The following is a 20,170-nucleotide window of genomic DNA, read 5'->3' as shown; positions in this document are numbered from 1 at the left end:
TTTTCGCCTGGCCCGGCGCTACGCGATCGTCAACGCAAACTGCGCGACGCCGTCCACGCCACCGCGCACCCGGTCGCCGCGGCTCAAGGCCGCCACGCCTGCCGGCGTGCCGGTATAGATCAGATCACCCGCCTCCAGCCGCACCAGACGCGACAAATGGCTGATCACATCGGCGATCGGCCAGATCATGTCGCCGAGCTTGCCCTCTTGCCGCAGCGCGCCGTTGACTTCGAGCCAGATCCGCGCATCTTGCGCAAGCCCCAGCGTCGTCGCCGGCGTCAAGGGACTGCAAGGCGCCGACGCGTCGAAGCCCTTGGCCATGTCCCAGGGCCGACCCGTATTCTTGGCCTGCGCCTGCAGGTCGCGCCGCGTCAGGTCCAGGCCGACGCCATACCCCCATACCAGCGCCATCGCATCGGCAGGTGCGATGTCGGCGCCGCCGCTGCCCAGCGCCACCACCAGCTCCACCTCGTGGTGCAAGTCGTCGGTAGCAGGCGGATAAGGCACCGTGCCACTGGCCGGCACCACCGCATCGGCGGGCTTGGTAAAGAAAAACGGCGGCTCGCGCTCGGGATCGCTGCCCATCTCGCGCGCATGCGCACCGTAGTTGCGGCCGACGCAGAACACGCGGCGAACCGGAAAACGGGAATCTTGCCCCGCCACGGCGAGCGTTGGCGTGGCGGGCGCGGAAATAACGTAACTGGACATGCGGATCCTTTCATGGACTGGACGCGCATGATACCCGCACGCCGGGCGGCGCTTCAAGCGGTGCCGGACGCCTGCGAGCGCGCAGCAGCACTGCCGACCGCTTCGAGCACGCGCACCAGCGCCGTCATGTCCACCGGCTTGACCAGGTGATGCGCGAAGCCTGCCTCGATGGCGCGCTCGCGGTCCCTGGACTGGCCATAGCCGGTGATCGCCACCAGCACCGTGGCGCTGGTTTCCGGCATGGCGCGCAGCTGTTGCGCGAGCTGGTAGCCGTCGATATCGGGCAGGCCGATATCGACCAGCATCGCATCCGGCCTCTCGGCGCGCGCGCGCCGCAGGCCCGAGCGCGCGTCGTACTCGACCGCGGTTTGATAGCCCTGCACGTTCAGCAGCGTGGACAGGCTGTCGACCGCGTCGGCGTTGTCGTCGACCAGCACCAGGCGCAGCGGCCGCGCCAGCACCGCACTCGCGCACTGGTCCGGCGGCGCGCCGTTGGCGCCGGCCGCGGCGTCTGGCGCGGCGTCCACGCAAGGCAGCGCCAGCGTGAAGCTGCTGCCCTGTCCCACGCCGCCGCTGGAGGCGCCCACTTCGCCCTCGTGCAGCTCGACCAGCCGCCTGGCCAGCGTCAGGCCCAGGCCCAGCCCGCCCTGCGAGCGTGCCAGCGTGCGCGCGCCTTGCGTGAACAGGTCGAACACGTTCGGCACCAGCTCGGCCGGCATGCCGCAGCCGTTATCGCTCACGGTGAGCAGCATGCGTCCATCGGTCGCTTCCAGCCTGAGGGCGATGCGTCCGTCGTTCTGGGTGTACTTGGCGGCGTTGTTGAGGATGTTGGACACGCTCTGCACCAGGCGGGTCTGGTCGCCGCGCACATACACCGGCGCGGCCGGCAGCGCCATCTCGACCTGGTGCCCCTTTTCGCTGATGAGCGGACGCGCCTGATCGAGCGCGCCCGAGACAATCTCGCGAAAGTCCACCACGCCCAGCTTGAGCTTGACGAGCCCGCGCGTAACGCGCGAGACGTCGAGCAGGTCGTCGATCAGGCGGCTCATGTGGCGCACCTGGCGGCTGATGATGGTGGTGGTCTGGCGAATTCGCGGCTCGTCCTGGAACTGCATCGACAACAGGCTGGCCGAACTGCTGATCGGCGCCAGCGGATTGCGCAGTTCGTGGGCCAGCATGGCCAGGAACTCGTCCTTCGTGTGACTGAGTCGCTCGGCCTGCACGCGCGCCGCGCGTTCGCTCTGCAGCAGCGCGTCACGTTCGAGTGCGGATTTCTGCGCCACCTCGTACAGGCGCGCATTGTCCATGGCGATCGCCGCCTGCGCCGCGACGCCGGCGACGATGCGTTCGGTCCGTTCAGTGAAAACGCCAGGCTCCGGATGACCGAACAGCAAAGCGCCCAGTAGCGTGCCGGAACGCGACACCACCGGTACTGCCAGGTAGCTGCGCAGCGCCGGCTGGCCGCTCGGGGTGGCGCCGGTGGCCGCCAGTGCCGCATAGCGCGGGTCGCGCGTGACGTCTCTGCAGCGCAGCGCGCGCTCGCCATCGAAGCGCGGACGCAACAAGCTGGCGGCGCCCGGGTCGCCCCCTTGTCCGAATTGCTCCCCGAAGCGTTCCGGCCATGCGCCCGAGAGCGTGTACAGCTGTGCTGAAGCGCCATCGTCAGCGCGCTGTCCGCCCTGCGCCTGGTAGAAGAAGCCACCGAAGCGCGCCCCTGCCAGTTCGGTGCCGGCGTCGGTGATCGCCTGCATCAGCGTGTCGAAGTCGAGCGTCGAGGCCAGCGCCTGTCCGGTGCGGTTGAGCATTTCGAGCACACGCTTTTCGTCGCGCAGCGACTCTTCCACGCGCGCGCGCCGCACCACTTCGCGGGTCTGGCGCGCCACGTCCTCGGCCAGGAGTATGTCCTGGTCGCTCCAATGGCGCGGACACTGCTCAAGCAGATAGAAGACCGCGGCCAACTGCCCTGCTTCGATCAGCGGTACGATCAACATCGCGCGCGCGCCGACGCTGGCATAGCCCTGGGCATACTGCGCCGAGCGCTCATCGAGGGCGATATCGTCGAGCCGCAGCGTGCGGCCCTTGCGCAACTGGGCGACAATCGCCGGACCGAAACTGTCGAGCGGACGCGATTGCCCGGCCAGGCTGGCGAGCCGGCCGTCGGTCCAGTCGCGATCCACGCTAACGGTACCGGCCGCCATGTCGATCTCGCCATAGCCAACCCGGCCCACGCCAAGGCGCCCGCCCGTCAGGCGGCAAGCCGCTTCCATGATATGGGCGGCATCGACCAGGGGACGCAAGGCCGTGCTCAATTCAAGGTGAAACGCGTGGCGCTGCTCGGCCAGCACGCGCGACGTGGTGTCGGACCAGACGCAGGCCACGCCGACCACGTCGCCGTGATGGCGCACCGGGCTGACCGATGCCGACACGAAGCGCTGTTCGATGCGGCCATTGCGAACCGGCTGCATCAGCACGTTCTCGCAGTGGGCCGGCTGGCCGGCCAATGCGGCAAAGATACACGGCTGTACCTGCGACCACAGTTCTGGGTGCACCAGGAGCAAAGGCTGGCCCATTGCCTCCGGATGCTTATCGCCAAGTAGCTCAGCATAGGCATCGTTGTAGAACAGACGCAACTCGGGGCCCCAGGCAATGAACATGGGGACATGCGAGGCAATGGTCAAGCTGGAAATGGCCTGCATGCCCTCGGGCCAATTGCCTGGATTCACAGTAGGCAACACCTGCCACGGACAGTCAGTGGCCGGGACAGCGGGCGCGCCGCCCTCCGCGAGGGTAGAGAAACTGCTTTCGATGCTCATCAGGATACCCAGTCTAGTCGCGCACGGCTGCTGGTCGCGGGATGGGAAACCCGTCGCCAGAATTTGTTGTCTTGCCGCAAACTTTTCGCAATCGCGGATTATAGCGAGCAATATCGATCGAGCGCGCCCGATACGCGCGCGCCGGCGCCCACGGCCTCAGGCATGCAGGAAACGCGACTCCGGCAAGCCTTGCAGGTCCATGGCCTGGCTGAACAGCGCGCCCGACCGGGGTGCAGCGGCCCGATCGCTGGCGCTCATGCCGAGATGGGCCGTGGTGACGAACAAGGTCGACATATCGGGCCCGCCGAAGGCCGGGCAGCTCGGTTGCGGCGCGTCCAGCCGCAGCACGCGATCGAGCCGTCCATCCGGTGCAAACCGCATCACTTGACCGGCTCCCCAGCGCGCCGACCACAGATAGCCTTCGGCGTCGATACATGCGCCATCGGGCACGCCGGGCGCGGCGCCAGCGGGCACGAAGATGCGCGGCTGGCCCACTTCTGCGCTGCACGGGTGGTAGTCGCAAACGCGAATGGCGTTGTCGATGGAGTCGGCGAAATACATACGGCGCCCGTCTGGACTGAAACAGATGCTGTTGGCAATGGCCGCCTTCCCGAGCGGCAGCCGTTCGAGCGTCAAATCGCGCTTCAGGCGGTAGAAACTGCCCAGCGCCAATTTTGGGTCATCGACCTGGTTGAACATGCCGAACACAAAGCGGCCCTGGCGGTCGCAGCGGCCGTCGTTCAGGCGTGTGGCCGGAATATCGGTTTCGACGTCGACGATGCGCTTGATCGCGCCAGTCGAGAAGGTGAACAAAGCCAGGCAAGAGGCAAGTCCGAGCAGCAGACGATCGTCGCTGCCGGTCAGGGAAAAGCAGCAAAGGCGCTCGGGCATCGGCCAGCTGGCGGTCTTGCCGGTAGCGGGTGAATACGACCACAGCGTAGACGCCGGGATGTCGGTCCATAGCAGGCGCCGGCTGCGTTCGCACCACAGCACGCACTCACCGAGCTCGTGCTGGCCGTCGATCAGCACATCCATCTGCCTAGCTCGCCACCGAGAACCGGAAACGCGATTCGGTCTGGTAGACCTGGCCCGGGCGCAAGATGGTGTTGGGAAAATGCGGCTGGTTCGGCGAATCCGGAAAGTGCTGCGGCTCCAGGCAAAATCCGCTGCGATGCTGGTAGCGTTGCCCTTTGCCCTGCAGGCAACCGTCGAGAAAATTGCCGCTGTAGAACTGTACCCCGGGTTCTTCGGTGAACAACTCCAGCACCCGGCCCGACTCCGGCTCGACCACGCGGGCGGCCCGGCTCATGGCGCGCCCAGCAGGCCGGTTCAAGGCAAAACAATGGTCGTAGCCCAAGCCATGGCGCAACTGCTGGTCGGGCTGCCCGATGCGCGCGCCAATCAAGCATGGGGTGCGGAAGTCGAAAGGCGTGTCAGCGACCGGCGCCAACAGGCCCAGGGGAATCGATTCGGCATCGATGGCCACGAACCTGTCGGCGTCGATACTCAGCACATGACCCAGGATGTCGCTCCCGGTCTCACCCAGCCCGCCAAGGTTGAAATAACTGTGCTGGGTCAGGTTGACCGGCGTGGCCCGGTCGGTGACGGCGTGGAAGCGCACGATCAGCTCGTTGTCATCGGTGAGCGTGTAGATGACAGTGGCGTCAAGGTTCCCCGGATAACCCTGCTCGCCGTCGCGGCTGCGGTAGGCCAGTTGCAGGCTGTCGGCGTCGACAATGGCATCCCACTTGACCTTGTCGAAACCGGGTGCGCCGCCGTGCAGGTGATGCTTGCCATTATTGGTAGGCAGGTGGAATTCCTGGCCGTCGAGCAAGAATTTTCCCTTGGCGATGCGGTTGCCGTAGCGCCCGATCAGGGCGCCAAAATACGGGCTATCGGTCACATACGGCCCGAGCTGGTCGAAGCCGAGCACGACATCGGCCAGCCTGCCGTGGCGATCCGGCGTGTGCAGCTCGGTGATGATGCCGCCGAAATCGATCACCTTCGCCATCAAGCCGTTTGCGTTGCTGAGCGTAAATTGGGTGACGGTGTCGTCATTGGGCAGGCGGCCGAACGGCGCTTGCGTGATACGTGTCTGCACCTTGTGTTCATCCTTGCTGGGGTCGTGGTCCCCCGATCCTAACAGGTTCGAAAAACCGGCTCGTCCGGTAAGGCTGCCCCCCTTGCGCGCCCACATGAGCGGCAACGTGCGGCGGCCAGTATCAATTTCCACCGACAGGTCACTTTGATCTGTGGAAACTCCCCATAGCGTATGTCCTACGCAACATGTAAAATATCTTTGCAGAAACATTTGCGACTGATCATGCAGCTTTTTGACCACACAAACATGCCAATCGGAAATCATGTAAGGATAGTGCAAATGTTTATTGGCATCATTTAGACGGTGCTGGTAACGTAACTGCCTATCAATGCTGCCTTTGTTTCATGGGACAGTTGTTTTCTGTTCGCATTCGTAAGAACACCATTTATTACTGGAGAACATCATAATGAAGAAGATTAGCCTGGCAATCGCCCTGTTATCCATCCTGCCAATGGCTGCGCAAGCGCAGAGCAGCGTCACGGTGTACGGTATTGCCGATGCATCGATCGGCATCGAAGATGCCGACGCACCGGGCCAGGACAGCCGCACCGTGATCACCTCGGGTACCCAGTCGACCAGCCGCATCGGTTTCCGTGGTACTGAAGACCTGGGCAATGGCTTGAAGGCACTGTTCAACATCGAAGCCGGTTACGCGATCGACAGCGGCGCCTCCGATTCCTCCGGCCTGTTCCAGCGCCGCGCCGTGGTTGGCCTGCAAGGCTCGTTCGGCACCGTCACCGTCGGCCGCGAGTACAGCCCGATCGCCGCGGTGGTGCAGTCGAGCGACCCGCTGGGCCATGGCTACTACGGTTCCAACCTGGGCAGCTTCGGCACCAACCGCGCCACCCGCCGCCTGGCCAATTCGGTCAACTACAAGAGCGAAGCACTGAGCGGCTTCACGGTCCAGGCCGCGTACAGCGCGGGCGAGCGCCAGAACGACAATCCGTCGGGCAACCTGGTCGGCGTGTCGGTCGAATACAAGAACGGCCCGCTGAACCTGGGCGCTGGCTATCACCAGATCGAGCGCCTGGCCACCGGCGACGACAAGGAATACGTGTTCGGCGCCGGCTATAACTTCGGCGCCTTCGATATCCGTGGCTCCTACGTGGTGGCCGACCTGACCGGTCCAAACAACGAGTTCAAGTACACCACCATTGGCGGCTCGTACACTGCCGGCGCCAGCAAGTTCTTCGTTTCGGCGCACCAGCAGCGCCTCGAAACCGGCGCGCGCGGCAACGGCTTCTCGCTGGCTTATTCCTACACACTGTCCAAGCGCACCAACCTGTACAGCAGCTATGGCCGCGTGAATAACAACGCCACCGGCAACTTCGGCCTGACCTCGGCAGGCGGCACCTTTGCTCCGCCAGTCACCGCCCTGGGCGCCGATCCATCGGTGTTCAACGTGGGTGTGCGTCACCTGTTCTAACCACACCAGCGTAAAACAAGAACGGCAGGCCGCAAGGCCTGCCGTTCTTGTTTCTGGATGTCGGGTTCATTCGTCCGCTAATTGCGTGCTGCGCAATTTCTCCTGGATTCAGGGGCCTCGCGCTGCACGGGTAATGCGCTACTCAGGCTGCCTGCTTGCTGCCGCCGATCAGGCCGAGCTTGTCCGAGCTCATCAGCTGGTCGATATCGAGCATGATCAGCATGCGCTCGCCTACCGTGCCCAGGCCGGTGATGTAGTCGCTGTCCGCCGCCGAGCCCATCTCGGGCGCCGGGCGGATCTGCTCGTCGAGCAGGGTGACCACGTCGGAGACGCTGTCCACCACCATGCCGATCACGTGGTTCTTGATGTTCAGAACGATCACGACCGTAAATTGGTCATAGGTCGGTTCACCCAGGTTGAACAAGATGCGCATGTCCACGATCGGCACGATCGAACCGCGCAGATTCTGGATGCCCTTGATGCAGGCCGGCGCGCTCGGCAGTAGGGTCGGCTCTTCGTAGCCGCGGATTTCCTGCACTTTCAGGATGCTAATGGCGTACTCTTCCTTCGCGAGGCGGAAGGACAATACTTCGTTGTCATGCGTTGCTGCGTCCATGGTCGATTCCTGTATGCGTGTTTGGCGAGGCATAATTGCCTGAATGCAAGTAGATTACGTCCAATCCGGTGCCGGTTCGATGGTGAAATGACAAAAATGATGAAATTGGGGCAGATTTGTTGCGAAATATGGCGTGCGTACAACATTCTGTCGACTCCGTCCCCGCCAACTGACAACGCCATCGATGCATGGCGTAGGCGACCGTACAACGCCAGCCGTCCGGCCCGGACGCTGGTAGAGGAAGGCTGCGTTCAGGTAAAACGATACCTAAATGCAATGTCACGTAGAATTGCGTCTTTATTGCAATCTGTGCTTCCCACGTGACTGGCTCCGCACCCCCTATCGTCCGCAGGCCCCTGCGCGCCTACCTGCTCTGGCTGGTATTGGCGACCCTGCTGCCGGGCGTGGTCGGCGCCGCGCTGCTGTTTGTCCACCAGTACCAGAAGGCCCGCATCGAGTACGACCAGAACACGATGCAAACCGTGCACGCGCTGATGCAGACGGCCGACAACAAGCTGCTGCAGGGGCAGTCGATCGCCCAGACCCTGTCCACGCTCGACGCGCTCGCCGATGCCGACTTCGCGCGCGTGCACCGCCAGGCGAGCCAGGCGATGTCGCTGGCCGGCGGCGGCATGAACATGGTTCTGCGCGACCGCAGCGGCCAGCAAATCGTCAACACCTCGGTCGACTACGGCACGCCGCTGCCGATCGACCAATCGCCCCAGCTCGACAAGGTATTCGCCACCGGCCAGCCCTCGGTGTCGGACGTGTTCCTTGGCCCGCTGGGCAAGCAGCCGACCGTCAGGATCGACGTTCCGGTAACGCTGCAAGGCGAGCTGCGCTACGTGCTGAGCATCGGCATGCGGCCCGATTACTTCCAGGGCATCCTGACGCCAAAATCGGTGCCCGAAGGCGCGGTCGCCTCGCTGTTCGACCGCCAGGGCATCACGTTCAGCCGCAACCTCAACATGGCGCAGTCGGTCGGCCAACCGGTCCATCCGCTGCTGCGCAACGCCATCGGGCGCGCCGCCGAAGGCACCATCGATTCGCAGTCGCGCGAAGGCAAGCCGCTGATCACGTCGTTCTCGCGCTCGGCCACGACCGGCTGGGGCGTCGCGATCGGCTTGCCGCGCGAGAGCCTGCGCGCGGAGCTGCTGGGGCAGCTGGCCTTGATGGCGGCCGGCACGGTGGTACTGTTCGCGATCGGCCTGTGCTTGGCCTGGCTGATCGGCGGACGCATGGCGCGCTCGCTGCAGGCACTGACCGTGCCGGCGCTGGCGCTGGGCAAGGATAGTAGCGCGCGGCCCGTTTTCGGGGTGCCGCTGGAACAGGTATACGTGCGCGAAGCGGCAGAGGTGGCGGCCGCCATCGGCGACGCTGCCGTCCTGCTCGATGAGCGCTCGCGCGAGCTGGCGGCCAAGGAATCGGCGCTGCGCGAAACCCATATGCTGGCACGCTTCGGCACCTGGCACTGGAACCGGGGCGGCGACAGCATCGAGATGTCGGCTTCGGTGCCGCACATCTTCGGTCGCCCGCTGCCGCCCTTTGCACGGCAGCGCGGCACCCTGCTCACCGACGAGTCGTGGCTGGAAGTGCAGCGCCTGAGCGGCGAGCTGGTACGCAGCGGCGGCAGCGGCAAGCTGCAGCTCGAGGCCACCCACGCGCACGGCCACCGCATCTGGCTCGACTATCGCTGCGAAAGCGTGCATGGCCAGGACGGCGCCGTGGTGGCGCTGCATGGCTCGGTGCAGGACGTGACCGAACGCGTGCGCGCCGAGCAAGCATTGCGCCTGGCCGACCAGCGCAAGAATGAATTCCTGGCCATGCTCGCGCACGAACTGCGCAACCCGCTGGCGCCGATCACCTCGGGCGCCCAGCTGCTCGGCCAGGAAGGGCTCGACCCGGCGCGCACCAAGCAGATCAGCGCCATCATCGCGCGCCAGGCGCGCCACATGGCAGGACTGGTCGACGACCTGCTCGATGTCTCGCGCGTGACGCGCGGGCTGGTGGAGCTCTCCAAAGCGCGGATCGACATCAATGCGGTGGTGCTCGAGGCGTCCGAGCAGGTGCAGGCACTGGTGCGCGACAAGGGCCATCGTCTCGAGATCGCTACCCTGCCCCAGCCCTGCCATGTATTCGGCGACCGCAAGCGGCTGGTGCAGGTGGTAAGCAACCTGCTGCACAACGCGGCCAAGTTCACCGACCCCGGCGGCAGGATCGGCGTCTCCGTCGCCGCTGGCAGCGAGCTGGTGGTGCTGGAAGTGCGCGACAGCGGCATCGGCATGCTGCCGGCCGAACTGGAACGGGCGTTCGACATGTTCGTGCAGGGCGAACGCACGCCCGACCGCTCGCTCGGCGGCCTCGGCATCGGGCTGGCGCTGGTGCGCAGCCTGGTCGAGCTGCATGGCGGCAGCGTGGGCGTGGCCAGCGCCGGCCAGGGGGCGGGCACGGTCTTTACGGTGCGGCTGCAGCGCTGCACAGAACGCGCGCCTGGCCTTGCCGAAGGCGCCGCCGCGGCGGCTGCGGCGGACGCCAACCTGAAGGTGCTGGTGGTGGACGACAACATCGATGCGGCCCAGGTGCTGGCGATGTATGTCGGCGCGCAGGGGCACGAGGTGCGGGTCGAGCATGGCTCGCTGGACGCGCTGGCGTTGGCGCCCGGTTTCGCGCCCGACGTCTGCCTGCTCGATATCGGGCTGCCCGACATGGATGGCTACGAACTGGCACGCCGCCTGCGCCGGTTCCCCTCGACCAGGGGGGCGGTGCTGGTGGCGGTGACTGGCTATGGCCAGGAACAGGACCGCCGCAACAGCGCGGCGGCCGGCTTCGACCACCACCTGGTCAAGCCGGTCGACATGGCCAGCCTGGAGAAGATCCTCGCCGGCGTGGCCTGATCGCCGCAGCTATTCCGCCTAGCGCTTGACGCTGCCGAAGCTGTCGCCCTTCTTCCAGGTCGGCATGCCGGGAGCGTTCGCCACCGCATACCCCAGGTTGAGCGTGAACTGCGCCTGCTGCACCATGCCCGAGAGATCCCAATCGGCGCGGTATTCGTCGGTCACCTGGTGATAGTCCCTTTTAAAGCCCACCATCTTTTCGCTCGACGCCCCGTGCTGGTGCGCGAATTCGAAATGCCCGTCGCCCGAGAACACGGCCGAGCCCACGTTAAAGGCCGGCACACCGGCCTTGGCAAAGTTGAAGTGATCGGCGCGGAAATAGGCGCCCGACAGGTCGGGGATGGTCGGCGCCAGCTTCAGCCCCATGGCCTTGGCCACGCCGGCGGCGGTGTCATACAGCGTGCTGCGCTCGGCGCCGGGCACGCCGATGTCTTTTGTCTTGCCGACGAAGTTCAGGCTGTCCAGGTTGAGGTCGGCCGCGGTCTTGGCCAGCGGCACCACTGGGTCATTGACATAAGCGGCGCTGCCCAGCAAGCCCTGCTCCTCGGCGGCCGGCCACAAAAACACCTGGGTGCGGCGCGCCGGTTTCTTCACTGCCTCGGCGGCCATGGCCAGCAGCGCGGCGGTACCCGAAGCGTTGTCGATGGCGCCGTTGTAGATGCGGTCTTGCTTGCCTGCCGCCGGGCCTTCGTCCATGCCCATGTGGTCCCAGTGCGACGAGTACACTACTGCCTGCTCTTTGAGCTTGGGATCGGTGCCCGGCACCAGGCCGACCACATTGAACTGCTCGACCTGGCGGATGGCCGACTTCAGCTCGACCCGGGTGGCGATCTTGAGGTCCACCGGGCGGAAGTCGCGCCGTTCGGCCTGCGCGCGCAGCGCGTCGAGCTGGAAGCCGGCCGCCGCGAACAGCGCACGCGCGGTGTCTTCATGCAGCCAGCCCTCGATCTGGTTGCCGGCGCCGGCCAGGTGGAAGCGCTCGTGCGAGAAGCCGTTGGCCGGCACGCTCCATGGATACGACGACGACGGCAGCGTGTGGATCAGCAGCACGCCCGCAGCGCCCTTGCGCACCGCCTCTTCGAACTTGTATAGCCAGCGGCCATACCAGGTGTAGGCCTTGCCGGCGAAGCGGTCCGGCTCTTCGCCGGTCGGTTGCGGGTCGTTGACCATCATGACCAGGATCTTGCCCTTGACGTCGGCGTCCTTGTAGTCGTCCCAGCGTTCCTCGGGCGCCGACACGCCGTAGCCGACGAACATCAGCGGCGCGTCGAAGGCCACGCTGCTGCGTCCGCTGGAGGTGCCGAACACGATTTCCTTGCCGACTTCGGGCTGGAATGATTTGCCGCCGGCCTCGAAGCGCACCGCGCTGCCGGGCAGCAGCCGGGTACCACGGATGTCGACCTTCTGGCGATAGCCGCCTCCTGCGGCGGACGGATAGGCAGGCTGCAGGCCGATGATGGCGGCCTGGGTCTCCAGGTAGCGCACCGCAAGATCGCCGCCGCGCTGGCCGGTGCCGCGACCCTCGAACAAGTCGTCCGCCAGGAAGGCAAGATGGCCGCGCAGCACCGGCTCGGACACTGCCGGGGCCTGCTGGGCAAAGGCCGCGCCAGGCAGGGTCATGGCGGCGGCAAGGGCAAGAGGGGAAAGTCGCATCGAAGGTTCCGTTTCAAGGTGGGCCGGCTTGGCAGGCTGCCATCTTAACCCAGCGATCGAGCCTGTTGCGCGCCCCATTGCGGCAGGGCTGACCATGGGCTTATACTTGCTCTTTACCCAACAGGACGCGTGCATGACCACGTGCATGACCATTCCCCGCCGCCGCGCCGTCGCCCTGCTTGCTGCCCTGCCCCTCGCCGCGTGCGCTACCCCGGAACGAAAGGACTCCACCATGTATGGCCTGATCGGAAAAATGCGCGCCCAGCCGGGCCAGCGTGATGCGCTGGCCGCCATCTTGCTCGACGCAACAGCGTCGATGCCGGGCTGCCTGGGATACGTGATCGCCAAGGACAAGCTCGACGCCGACGCGCTTTGGATCACCGAAACCTGGGACAGCCAGGACAGCCACAAGGCTTCGCTGGCACTGCCGTCGGTACAGGCGGCGATCGCCAGGGGACGGCCGCTGATCGCAGGCTTCGGCGAGCGTTTTGAAACCGAGCCGGTGGGCGGGCACGGACTGGCGCAGCGCTGACGCTGTTCTAGAAAGCCGGGCCGCGCAGGGGGCGCCAGCGCCTGCCCTGCCCGTCCTAGGACTTAAGGTAGCGCATGTACTGCGCGACGCCGTTGGCGACATCGGTGAACGGCTCGGTATAACCGGCTTCGCGCAGGGCCCCGATATCGGCCTGCGTGAAGCTCTGGTACTTCCCTTTGAGCTTGTCCGGGAACGGTATATATTCCAGCAGCCCGCGGTCGACGATCTGCTCCAGGGTCAGCGGCGCACCGCCATCATTGGCCAGCGCGTTGACGGTGGCCACGGCCAGGTCGTTGAACGGCTGCGCGCGTCCGGTACCCAGGTTGAATACGCCGCGCTTGTCGGGGTTATCCAGGAAGAACAGGTTGACCTTGACCACGTCGTCGATATAGACGAAGTCGCGCATCTGGTTGCCGGCCGCGTAGCCATCGTTGGCGCCGAACAGCTTGACCTTGCCATCCTTGAGGAACTGGTGGTACTGGTGAAACGGCACCGAGGCCATGGTGCCCTTGTGGCCCTCGAGCGGGCCGTACACGTTGAAATAGCGCAGGCCCACTACCTGGCTGCCGCTGTCCATGCCGTGCTGCTGCCAGTGGCGGCGCAGGTACTGATCGAACAAAAATTTCGAATATCCGTAGACATTGAGCGGGCGCTCGTGCGCGCGTTCTTCCTTGAACACGGTGCCGCCGCCGTACACCGCCGCCGACGACGCATAAATAAAGGCGATGCCTTCGCGCCGGCAGAATTCGAACAGCGCGATGGTGTAGTCGTAGTTATTTTTCATCATGTAGACGCCATCGGTCTCCATGGTGTTGGAGCAGGCGCCCTGGTGCAGCACGGCCGAGAACTTGCCGTCGAATTCGCCGGCCTTCAGGCGCACCAGGAAGTCTTCCTTGTCGGCGTAATCGGCCAGTTCGGCATCGACGATGTTCAGGAATTTATCCGGGCGCGACATGTTATCGACCGCGAACACGCTGAACGGCTTGCGCTTGGACAGCGCGTGTACCAGGTTGGCTCCGATGAAGCCTGCTGCGCCGGTGACCAGTATCATTTTCTACCTCGTTTTCAGGTTGTGTTCAGGCCGCGGCCAGCATCGGCTGCAGCGGTTGCCAGACATCGCCTGGCAAGAGTTGTTTCATGCAATTCTGGTGGCCCAGCGGGCATTCGCGCTGCTGGCAGGGCGAGCATTCGATGTGCAGCCACAGCACACTGGCCAGCCTTGACAGCGGCGGCGTGTGACGCGGGTCGGTCGGACCGTAGATCGCCACCACCGGACGGCCGAGCGCCGCACCAATGTGCATCAGGCCGGAATCGTTGGTTACCACCACCGCCGCGCGCGCAATCAGCGCGATCGCTTCGCTCAGCGTCGTGGAGCCGGCCAGGTTGTGTGCACCGGCTACCAGCGCGGTGATCTCGTCGCAGACCGCGCGGTCTTTCGGCGAGCCTAGCAGCAGGATCTGCGCGTCCGGGCGATTGGCGAGGATGGTCTGCGCCAGTTCGGCAAAATAGGACGCCGGCCAGCGCTTGGCCGGGCCGAATTCCGCGCCCGGCGCGAACGCCACGTAGGTTCCTGCCGGCAGGCCAAGCCGGGCGATGGCGGCGTCGGCCTGGTGCGGATCGACAACCATGACCGGCTCGGGCAGTGTGTCAGGACGCGGCAGGTGGCGCACCGGCTGGTCGGCCAGCGCTGCATAGAACTGCGCCATCGGGCGCGGCGCCGCCTTGTCGTCGTGGTGCATCACGTTGACCAGGCCGTAGCGCATCTCGCCCTTGTAGCCGACGCGCCGCTTGATGCCGGCCAGCCAGGGAATCAGCGCGAACTTCAGGGTATTGGGCAGCACGTACGAATCCAGGTAGCCGCGCGCCTTCAGGATTTTCGCGAACGCGCGCCGTTCGGCCCACTGCAGCGATCCATGCTTGAAGGGCGATTCGATCACCGTATCGACTTCGTGCATCGCGCGCCAGACCGGCGCCACCCAGGTCGGGGCCAGCACGTCGATCGGACGCTCAGGATGGAGCTCGCGCAGGCGGCGCAGCAACGGCTGCGCCATGACGGCGTCGCCGATCCAGTTGGGGGAAATGACAAGCGTGCGCAAGATGGGGCTTTCTTCGTGATTCGACGGGAAGCGATCCCCGCATTCGTAATCCTCGATTATAGCAACCGCGGCGCAAGCCTTCCCTGCCCCTGCCCCCTATGTTGTCGTGCGCTTCTTCGAGCCCGGCCCATGCAGGGCGGCGCGCCAGCTGGTGCCGATGTTGGCACTAACGAAGCGGCACAGCGAAGCCGTCTGCTGCTGCAGCAAGGGCTGGTGATGCGCCTGCAAGAATTTGCCGAGCCCGTCGTAGAGGTCCCACATCACCTCTTCGGTATCGTGCGCGCCGAGCTTGTCGGGAATGACGGTATCGGGGTCGATCATGGCCTCGCGCAGCGCCGCCAGCATTTCGGTTACCGGCATCCTGCGCCACATCGCCGCCAGCCGCGGCACGTTATGGAAGATGTGGCGGAAATAGATGCGGTTGGTCGAATAGGCAACCCACCAGGCCTTGCCGCGTTCGGTCTCGCCGAGAAAAGCCTCGAAGCAGCCGAGCAGGGTTTCCTGGGGCGAGCGCACCACGTCGTGGGTAGTTAGCACCGTCACGCCCAGGCTGCCGGTCACACGGCCGATGGGCGCGGCAATCGCGATGCGATTGGTATCGGGCGCCTTGCCCCATAACAGGCCGACCACCAGGTTGTCGTCCGGGCTGGCCTGGTGCACGATGGCCGAGCCGGAGTCGCCATGGTCGACAAAGTCGGTGTCGCTGCCACAGATGAACAGCATGTCCTGGAACTGCTCGCGGTTGGCGGCCAGTCCGCTGTAGTGGATGGAGACGATGCTGCCGAAGGTCAGGCCGGTGGAAACGCCGCGCTTGGCGACGGCCAGTGGCAGGTCGCCCCAACCGGCTTCGTGGGTGCCGGTGACGGCACCGATTTCACGAATATGGGCCAGGCCGGTATCGTTGTAGTAGTCCAGGCCAACGATCGCGGCATCGACTTCGGAGCTGTCGTGGATATCGGCGGTCGTTCCGATCTCGTCGCACTTGACCTTCAAGGGCTGGAAGACGGTGGCGCCGACGCTGCCCAGCACATGCCCGGCCGACAGCGCGTAGCAGCTGCCGTCGGGCTTCTTGACCATGCAGCCCAGCGTGCCGAAGCAGTAGCCGACACTGAGCTTGGTGCCGCCGACCAGCGGGCGGTATTTGCCATTGTCTTCGTACATGGCGCGCTTTTCGGCGCTGGCGTCGCAGCGGATGACCGGGGCATGCTCGATCACGTCGGTGGGAAACCCGTCGACCTCGAGCGGGATCTGCTGGTCTTGCGCGACCGAAGCCAGTGCTCGCTTGCGCCCGAGATGGACGCAGATCGCCAACTGTCCGGTTGGCCTACCCTTGACGCGCTTGATGCCGATGCTGGTGCCGTGTACACCCGGAATTTTCATCGCGCTGGCATGAAAAAATTCCTTCGCCTGCTTCATCTGCTCGAACGTCTCGTTGTCCATCGTCGCTCTCCCCCAAGAAAGTAACGCAACTACCCCGGTCTTACGCCAGGAAAATGGCAATTTAGCATTTACTTATGGCTGAGTCACTGGATTTTTACGCGGGGGGCATATGCGCAGATCTGACATCCCGACACCACCTCGACACTAATCAGAGAAAGCGCTAGCTGGTGCCTACGCAGCGCGCGCCCTTGGCGCGCGGGGCTGTCGCCGGTGGCGACAGCGAAGTGGCGATTCGCAGAAGGCTGGGCGAAGTACGCCCAGCCCTTCGAATTCCCCGCGCAGGGCCCGCGGGGACCCTGCTTCTCTTACCCGCGAGGTGGTGATGCGCTTAGCGAGTAGGCTTGCAGCGCGCGCCCTCGGCGCGCGGGGCTGTCGTCGGTGGCGACAGCGAAGTGGCGATTCGGGAGGCACGCGCGAGTACGCGCGAGGCCTTCGAATCCCCCGCGCAGGGCCCGCAGGGGCCCTGCTTCTCTTGCCCGCGAGGCGGCAATGCGCTTAGCTAGTAGGCTTGCAGCGCGCGCCCTCGGCGCGCGGGGCTGTCGCCGGTAGCGACAGCGAAGTGGCGATTCGGAGAGGGCTGGGCGAAGTACGCCCAGCCCTTCGAATCCCCCGCGCAGGGCCCGCAGGGGCCCTGCTTCTCTCCGCCAGGAAACAAAAATGGCCACCCAAAGGGTGGCCATTCTTTTGTTTCCTGGCGGAGAGAGGGGGATTCGAACCCCCGGTAGGCTATGAACCTACACACGCTTTCCAGGCGTGCGACTTAAACCACTCATCCATCTCTCCTGATGGTCCTCGTGTCTCCACGAAGCCGCCTATTATATCAAGGATTCTCTTCTATACAAGACTGTTCCCACACGCTTGCTACACGCAGTCGTGGGGGCCGCGGTGGCCAGCTGGCGGCGGCATGGGCGCGGGATGGGCAGGCCGCGCCACTTTCTGTGGGCACATGTGGATTGGGCGGCGGATGTCGACAGGTCCGTCTTGGCCGCAAGTCGTTTAAAAGCCCGCCCCTCTCGCGAGAAGCGGGCTGCGCCCGGCGTGCAGATCGCGGCCGGTGCGCTTGGTCTTACGCGCTTTCCTTGAGTTGCTCCAGGATTGCCGGATTCTCCAGCGTGGAGACATCCTGCGTGATAGCCTCCCCCTTGGCCAGCACCCTTAGCAGGCGGCGCATGATCTTGCCGGAGCGGGTCTTCGGCAGGTTGTCGCCAAAGCGGATTTCCTTGGGCTTGGCGATCGGGCCGATCTCTTTTGCGACCCAGGTGCGCAGCTCGGCGGCGAGCTTCTTGGCGTCTTCGCCGCTCGGGCGCGCGCCCTTGAGCACCACGAAGGCGCAGATGGATTCGCCGGTGGTTTCGTCGGGTTTGCCGACCACTGCCGCTTCTGCTACCTTCGGATGCCCCACCAGCGCGGATTCGATTTCCATCGTGCCCATGCGGTGGCCCGAGACGTTGAGCACGTCGTCGATGCGGCCCGTGATGGTGAAATAGCCGGTGTCCTTGTTGCGGATCGCGCCATCGCCGGCCAGGTAGTATTTGCCGCCCAGTTCTTCAGGGAAGTAACTGGTACGGAAGCGTTCGGGGTTATTCCAGATGGTGCGGATCATCGATGGCCATGGGCGCTTGACCACCAGGATGCCGCCCTGCCCATTGGGCACGTCGGCGCCGGATTCGTCGACGATGGCAGTCATGATGCCCGGCAGCGGCAGCGTGCACGAGCCTGGCACCAGCGGGGTCGCGCCCGGCAATGGCGTGATCATGTGGCCGCCGGTCTCGGTTTGCCAGAAGGTATCGACAATCGGGCAGCGCTCCTCGCCGACGTTCTTGTAGTACCACATCCAGGCTTCTGGATTGATCGGCTCGCCGACCGAACCGAGCAGGCGCAGGCTCGAACGGTCGAAGTTCGTCGGGTGTACCTTGGGGTCGACGTCCGATGCCTTGATGAGCGAGCGGATCGCGGTTGGCGCGGTGTAGAAGATCGACACCTTGTGCTTGGCAATGGTGTCCCAGAAGCGGCCGGCATGCGGATAGGTCGGCACGCCCTCGAACACGACTTCGGTGGCGCCGACGGCCAGCGGGCCGTAGGCAATATAGGTGTGGCCGGTAACCCAGCCAATGTCGGCGGTGCACCAGAAGACATCGTCGGGCTTGATGTCGAAGGTCCATTTCATGGTCAGCGCCGCCCACAGCAGGAAGCCGCCGGTCGCGTGCTGCACGCCCTTCGGCGTGCCGGTCGAGCCTGATGTGTAAAGGATGAACAAAGGATGCTCGGCATCGACCCATTCCGGCTCGCATTCGGCGCTCTGGTTGTCGACCAAGTCGTGCAGCCAGGTGTCGCGGCCTTCCTGGAAGGCGATGTCGCCGCCGGTGCGCTTGTAGACGATGACGTCGCGGATGGTGCTGATGCCGCCCAGCGCCAGCGCCTCGTCGACGATGGCCTTCAGCGGCAGCGACTTACCGCCGCGCAGTTGCTCATCGGCGGTAATGACGGCCACGGCGCCGGCGTCGATGATGCGTTCTTGTAGCGATTTGGCCGAAAATCCGCCAAACACCACCGAGTGGGTAGCGCCGATGCGGGCGCAGGCCTGCATGGCCGCCACGCCTTCGATCGACATCGACATGTAGATGATGACGCGGTCGCCCTTCTTGATGCCGCGCGATTTCAGGCCATTGGCAAACTTGCAGACGCGCTCGTGCAGCTCGCGGTAGCTGGCGCGGGTGACGCTGCCGTCGTCGGCCTCGAAGATGATGGCCGTCTTGTCGGCGTTGCCGTTGCTCAAGTTGCGGTCGAGGCAGTTGTACGAGGCGTTGAGCTGGCCGTCGCCGAACCATTTGTAGAATGGCGCGTTCGATTCGTCGAGCGTGGTGGTGAATGGCTTATGCCAGTCGATGTTCTCGCGCGCCAGGCGCGCCCAGAAACCCTCGTAGTCGCTGGCGGCCTCGGCGCACAGCTTTTCATAGGCTTGCATGCCGGAGATCGCGGCCTTGCCGGCGAACCCGGAAGGTGGCTGGAATACGCGGTTTTCCTGCAGCGTGAATTCTTCGTGCTTGGTCTCGTTCTCGGCCATTCTAGTCTCCTTAGTCGTTGGTTTCACCGGACACCTTAGGTGGGCCCGCTTACGGTGCCCTTACATGGCCGGCTGCGCTGCCTCGTTCTGAAATGCCATTCTACCCATGCATTCGAAAAGCCGGCGTTGCAACCGACAGGCACCCACCGGCGGGTGTAAAATGCTCGGCTGTATTTGTCCAGCTTTCCAGGAGTGAACACCCCGATGGTCCAGATTGACCCGCCGAACCCGGTAAAAAAGCTTACCCCGCTGAACAACCTGATCTTCGCCAGCCGCTGGCTGCAGTTGCCGCTGTACCTGGGCCTGATCCTGGCGCAATGCGTGTACGTTTTTCATTTTTGGGTAGAACTGAAAGATTTGATTGGCGCGGCAATGGGCAATACCGCTTCGCTGGCCCATATTCTCGATGCTGTCACCGTACCTGGCGCGCCGCGCCCGACCAAGCTGACTGAAACCACCATCATGCTGGTCGTGCTGGGACTGATCGACGTGGTCATGATCTCGAACCTGTTGATCATGGTGATCGTTGGCGGCTACGAGACATTTGTCTCGCGCATGCACCTCGAAGGCCACCCCGACCAGCCTGAGTGGCTGTCCCATGTGAATGCCTCGGTGCTGAAAACCAAGCTGGCAATGGCAATTATCGGCATTTCGTCGATTCACTTGCTCAAGACCTTTATTAATGCTGCCAACTACCCGAACACAGACACGATGATGTGGCAGACCATTATTCATTGCGCCTTCTTGCTGTCGGCGATCGCGATCGCTTACACCGACCGCATCGTGATGACCACGCATTCGAAACACTAATCCCCTGATCGAGACGA

At 64.6% G+C, this 20,170-nt stretch carries 14 protein-coding genes and 1 tRNA gene; 4 read left to right on the top strand and 11 right to left on the bottom strand.

From position 1 onward, the window contains the following. Positions 1-18: 18 nt before the first annotated feature. From NRS07_RS06450 to NRS07_RS06435, 4 genes are all read right to left on the bottom strand, one after another. Positions 19-708 (bottom strand): fumarylacetoacetate hydrolase family protein, encoded by a 690-nt coding sequence (locus NRS07_RS06450; protein WP_259211939.1) that lies wholly within the window; start codon positions 706-708, stop codon positions 19-21. Positions 709-761: 53 nt separating this feature from the next. Beyond that, positions 762-3,404 (bottom strand): GAF domain-containing protein, encoded by a 2,643-nt coding sequence (locus tag NRS07_RS06445; protein ID WP_259211937.1) that lies wholly within the window; start codon positions 3,402-3,404, stop codon positions 762-764. 273 nt (positions 3,405-3,677) lie between these two features. Next, positions 3,678-4,556: an SMP-30/gluconolactonase/LRE family protein gene (locus tag NRS07_RS06440; RefSeq protein WP_259211935.1), complete on the bottom strand. Its 879-nt coding sequence runs from the start codon at positions 4,554-4,556 to the stop codon at positions 3,678-3,680. A gap of 4 nt (positions 4,557-4,560) precedes the next feature. Next, positions 4,561-5,622 carry an aldose epimerase family protein gene (locus NRS07_RS06435; protein WP_259213053.1) on the bottom strand — a complete coding sequence of 354 codons (1,062 nt, stop codon included), beginning with the start codon at positions 5,620-5,622 and terminating at the stop codon, positions 4,561-4,563. Positions 5,623-6,028: 406 nt separating this feature from the next. On the opposite strand from NRS07_RS06435, the gene NRS07_RS06430 reads away from it, so the two are divergent. Continuing rightward, entirely contained in the window at positions 6,029-7,048 is a 1,020-nt protein-coding gene (locus NRS07_RS06430; protein ID WP_259211933.1) for a porin, read from the top strand. A 142-nt stretch (positions 7,049-7,190) separates the two neighbouring features. Here the strand turns inward: NRS07_RS06430 and NRS07_RS06425 are convergent, their stop codons facing one another. Continuing rightward, positions 7,191-7,664, bottom strand: coding sequence for a chemotaxis protein CheW (locus NRS07_RS06425; protein ID WP_259211931.1), 474 nt, complete (start codon positions 7,662-7,664; stop codon positions 7,191-7,193). Positions 7,665-7,984: 320 nt separating this feature from the next. Here NRS07_RS06425 and NRS07_RS06420 point away from each other — a divergent pair, with 320 nt between their 5' ends. Then, positions 7,985-10,558, top strand: a complete 2,574-nt coding sequence (locus tag NRS07_RS06420) for an ATP-binding protein (protein WP_259211929.1) — start codon at positions 7,985-7,987, stop codon at positions 10,556-10,558. Between the two features lie 18 nt (positions 10,559-10,576). Here the strand turns inward: NRS07_RS06420 and NRS07_RS06415 are convergent, their stop codons facing one another. Continuing rightward, positions 10,577-12,211, bottom strand: a complete 1,635-nt coding sequence (locus NRS07_RS06415) for a M28 family peptidase (protein WP_259211928.1) — start codon at positions 12,209-12,211, stop codon at positions 10,577-10,579. Between the two features lie 145 nt (positions 12,212-12,356). Here NRS07_RS06415 and NRS07_RS06410 point away from each other — a divergent pair, with 145 nt between their 5' ends. Continuing rightward, positions 12,357-12,743: a putative quinol monooxygenase gene (locus NRS07_RS06410; RefSeq protein ID WP_259211925.1), complete on the top strand. Its 387-nt coding sequence runs from the start codon at positions 12,357-12,359 to the stop codon at positions 12,741-12,743. A 55-nt stretch (positions 12,744-12,798) separates the two neighbouring features. On the opposite strand, the gene rfaD is transcribed toward NRS07_RS06410, so the two are convergent. The 5 genes from rfaD to acs all read right to left on the bottom strand — a co-directional run bounded on the left by rfaD (position 12,799) and on the right by acs (position 19,343). After that, entirely contained in the window at positions 12,799-13,794 is a 996-nt protein-coding gene (rfaD, locus tag NRS07_RS06405) for an ADP-glyceromanno-heptose 6-epimerase (RefSeq protein WP_259211924.1), read from the bottom strand. Positions 13,795-13,819: 25 nt separating this feature from the next. Beyond that, positions 13,820-14,842 carry a lipopolysaccharide heptosyltransferase II gene (gene waaF, locus NRS07_RS06400; RefSeq protein ID WP_259213050.1) on the bottom strand — a complete coding sequence of 341 codons (1,023 nt, stop codon included), beginning with the start codon at positions 14,840-14,842 and terminating at the stop codon, positions 13,820-13,822. 93 nt (positions 14,843-14,935) lie between these two features. After that, a complete protein-coding gene (locus tag NRS07_RS06395) occupies positions 14,936-16,279 on the bottom strand; it encodes a S1 family peptidase (RefSeq protein ID WP_259211920.1) in 1,344 nt (447 codons plus the stop codon). Between the two features lie 692 nt (positions 16,280-16,971). Continuing rightward, a tRNA-Ser gene (locus NRS07_RS06390) sits at positions 16,972-17,062 on the bottom strand. 283 nt (positions 17,063-17,345) lie between these two features. Then, the gene (gene acs / locus NRS07_RS06385) at positions 17,346-19,343 is read right to left on the bottom strand and encodes an acetate--CoA ligase (protein WP_259211917.1); all 1,998 of its coding nucleotides are present in this window, start codon (positions 19,341-19,343) and stop codon (positions 17,346-17,348) included. A gap of 204 nt (positions 19,344-19,547) precedes the next feature. On the opposite strand from acs, the gene NRS07_RS06380 reads away from it, so the two are divergent. After that, on the top strand, positions 19,548-20,153 hold the full coding sequence (locus NRS07_RS06380; protein WP_259211914.1) for a TIGR00645 family protein: 606 nt from the start codon (positions 19,548-19,550) through the stop codon (positions 20,151-20,153). Positions 20,154-20,170 lie beyond the last annotated feature (17 nt).

Source organism: Massilia sp. H6, assembly GCF_024802625.1.
Taxonomy (GTDB): domain Bacteria; phylum Pseudomonadota; class Gammaproteobacteria; order Burkholderiales; family Burkholderiaceae_D; genus Telluria.
This window is presented reverse-complemented; position numbering and strand designations above follow the sequence as displayed.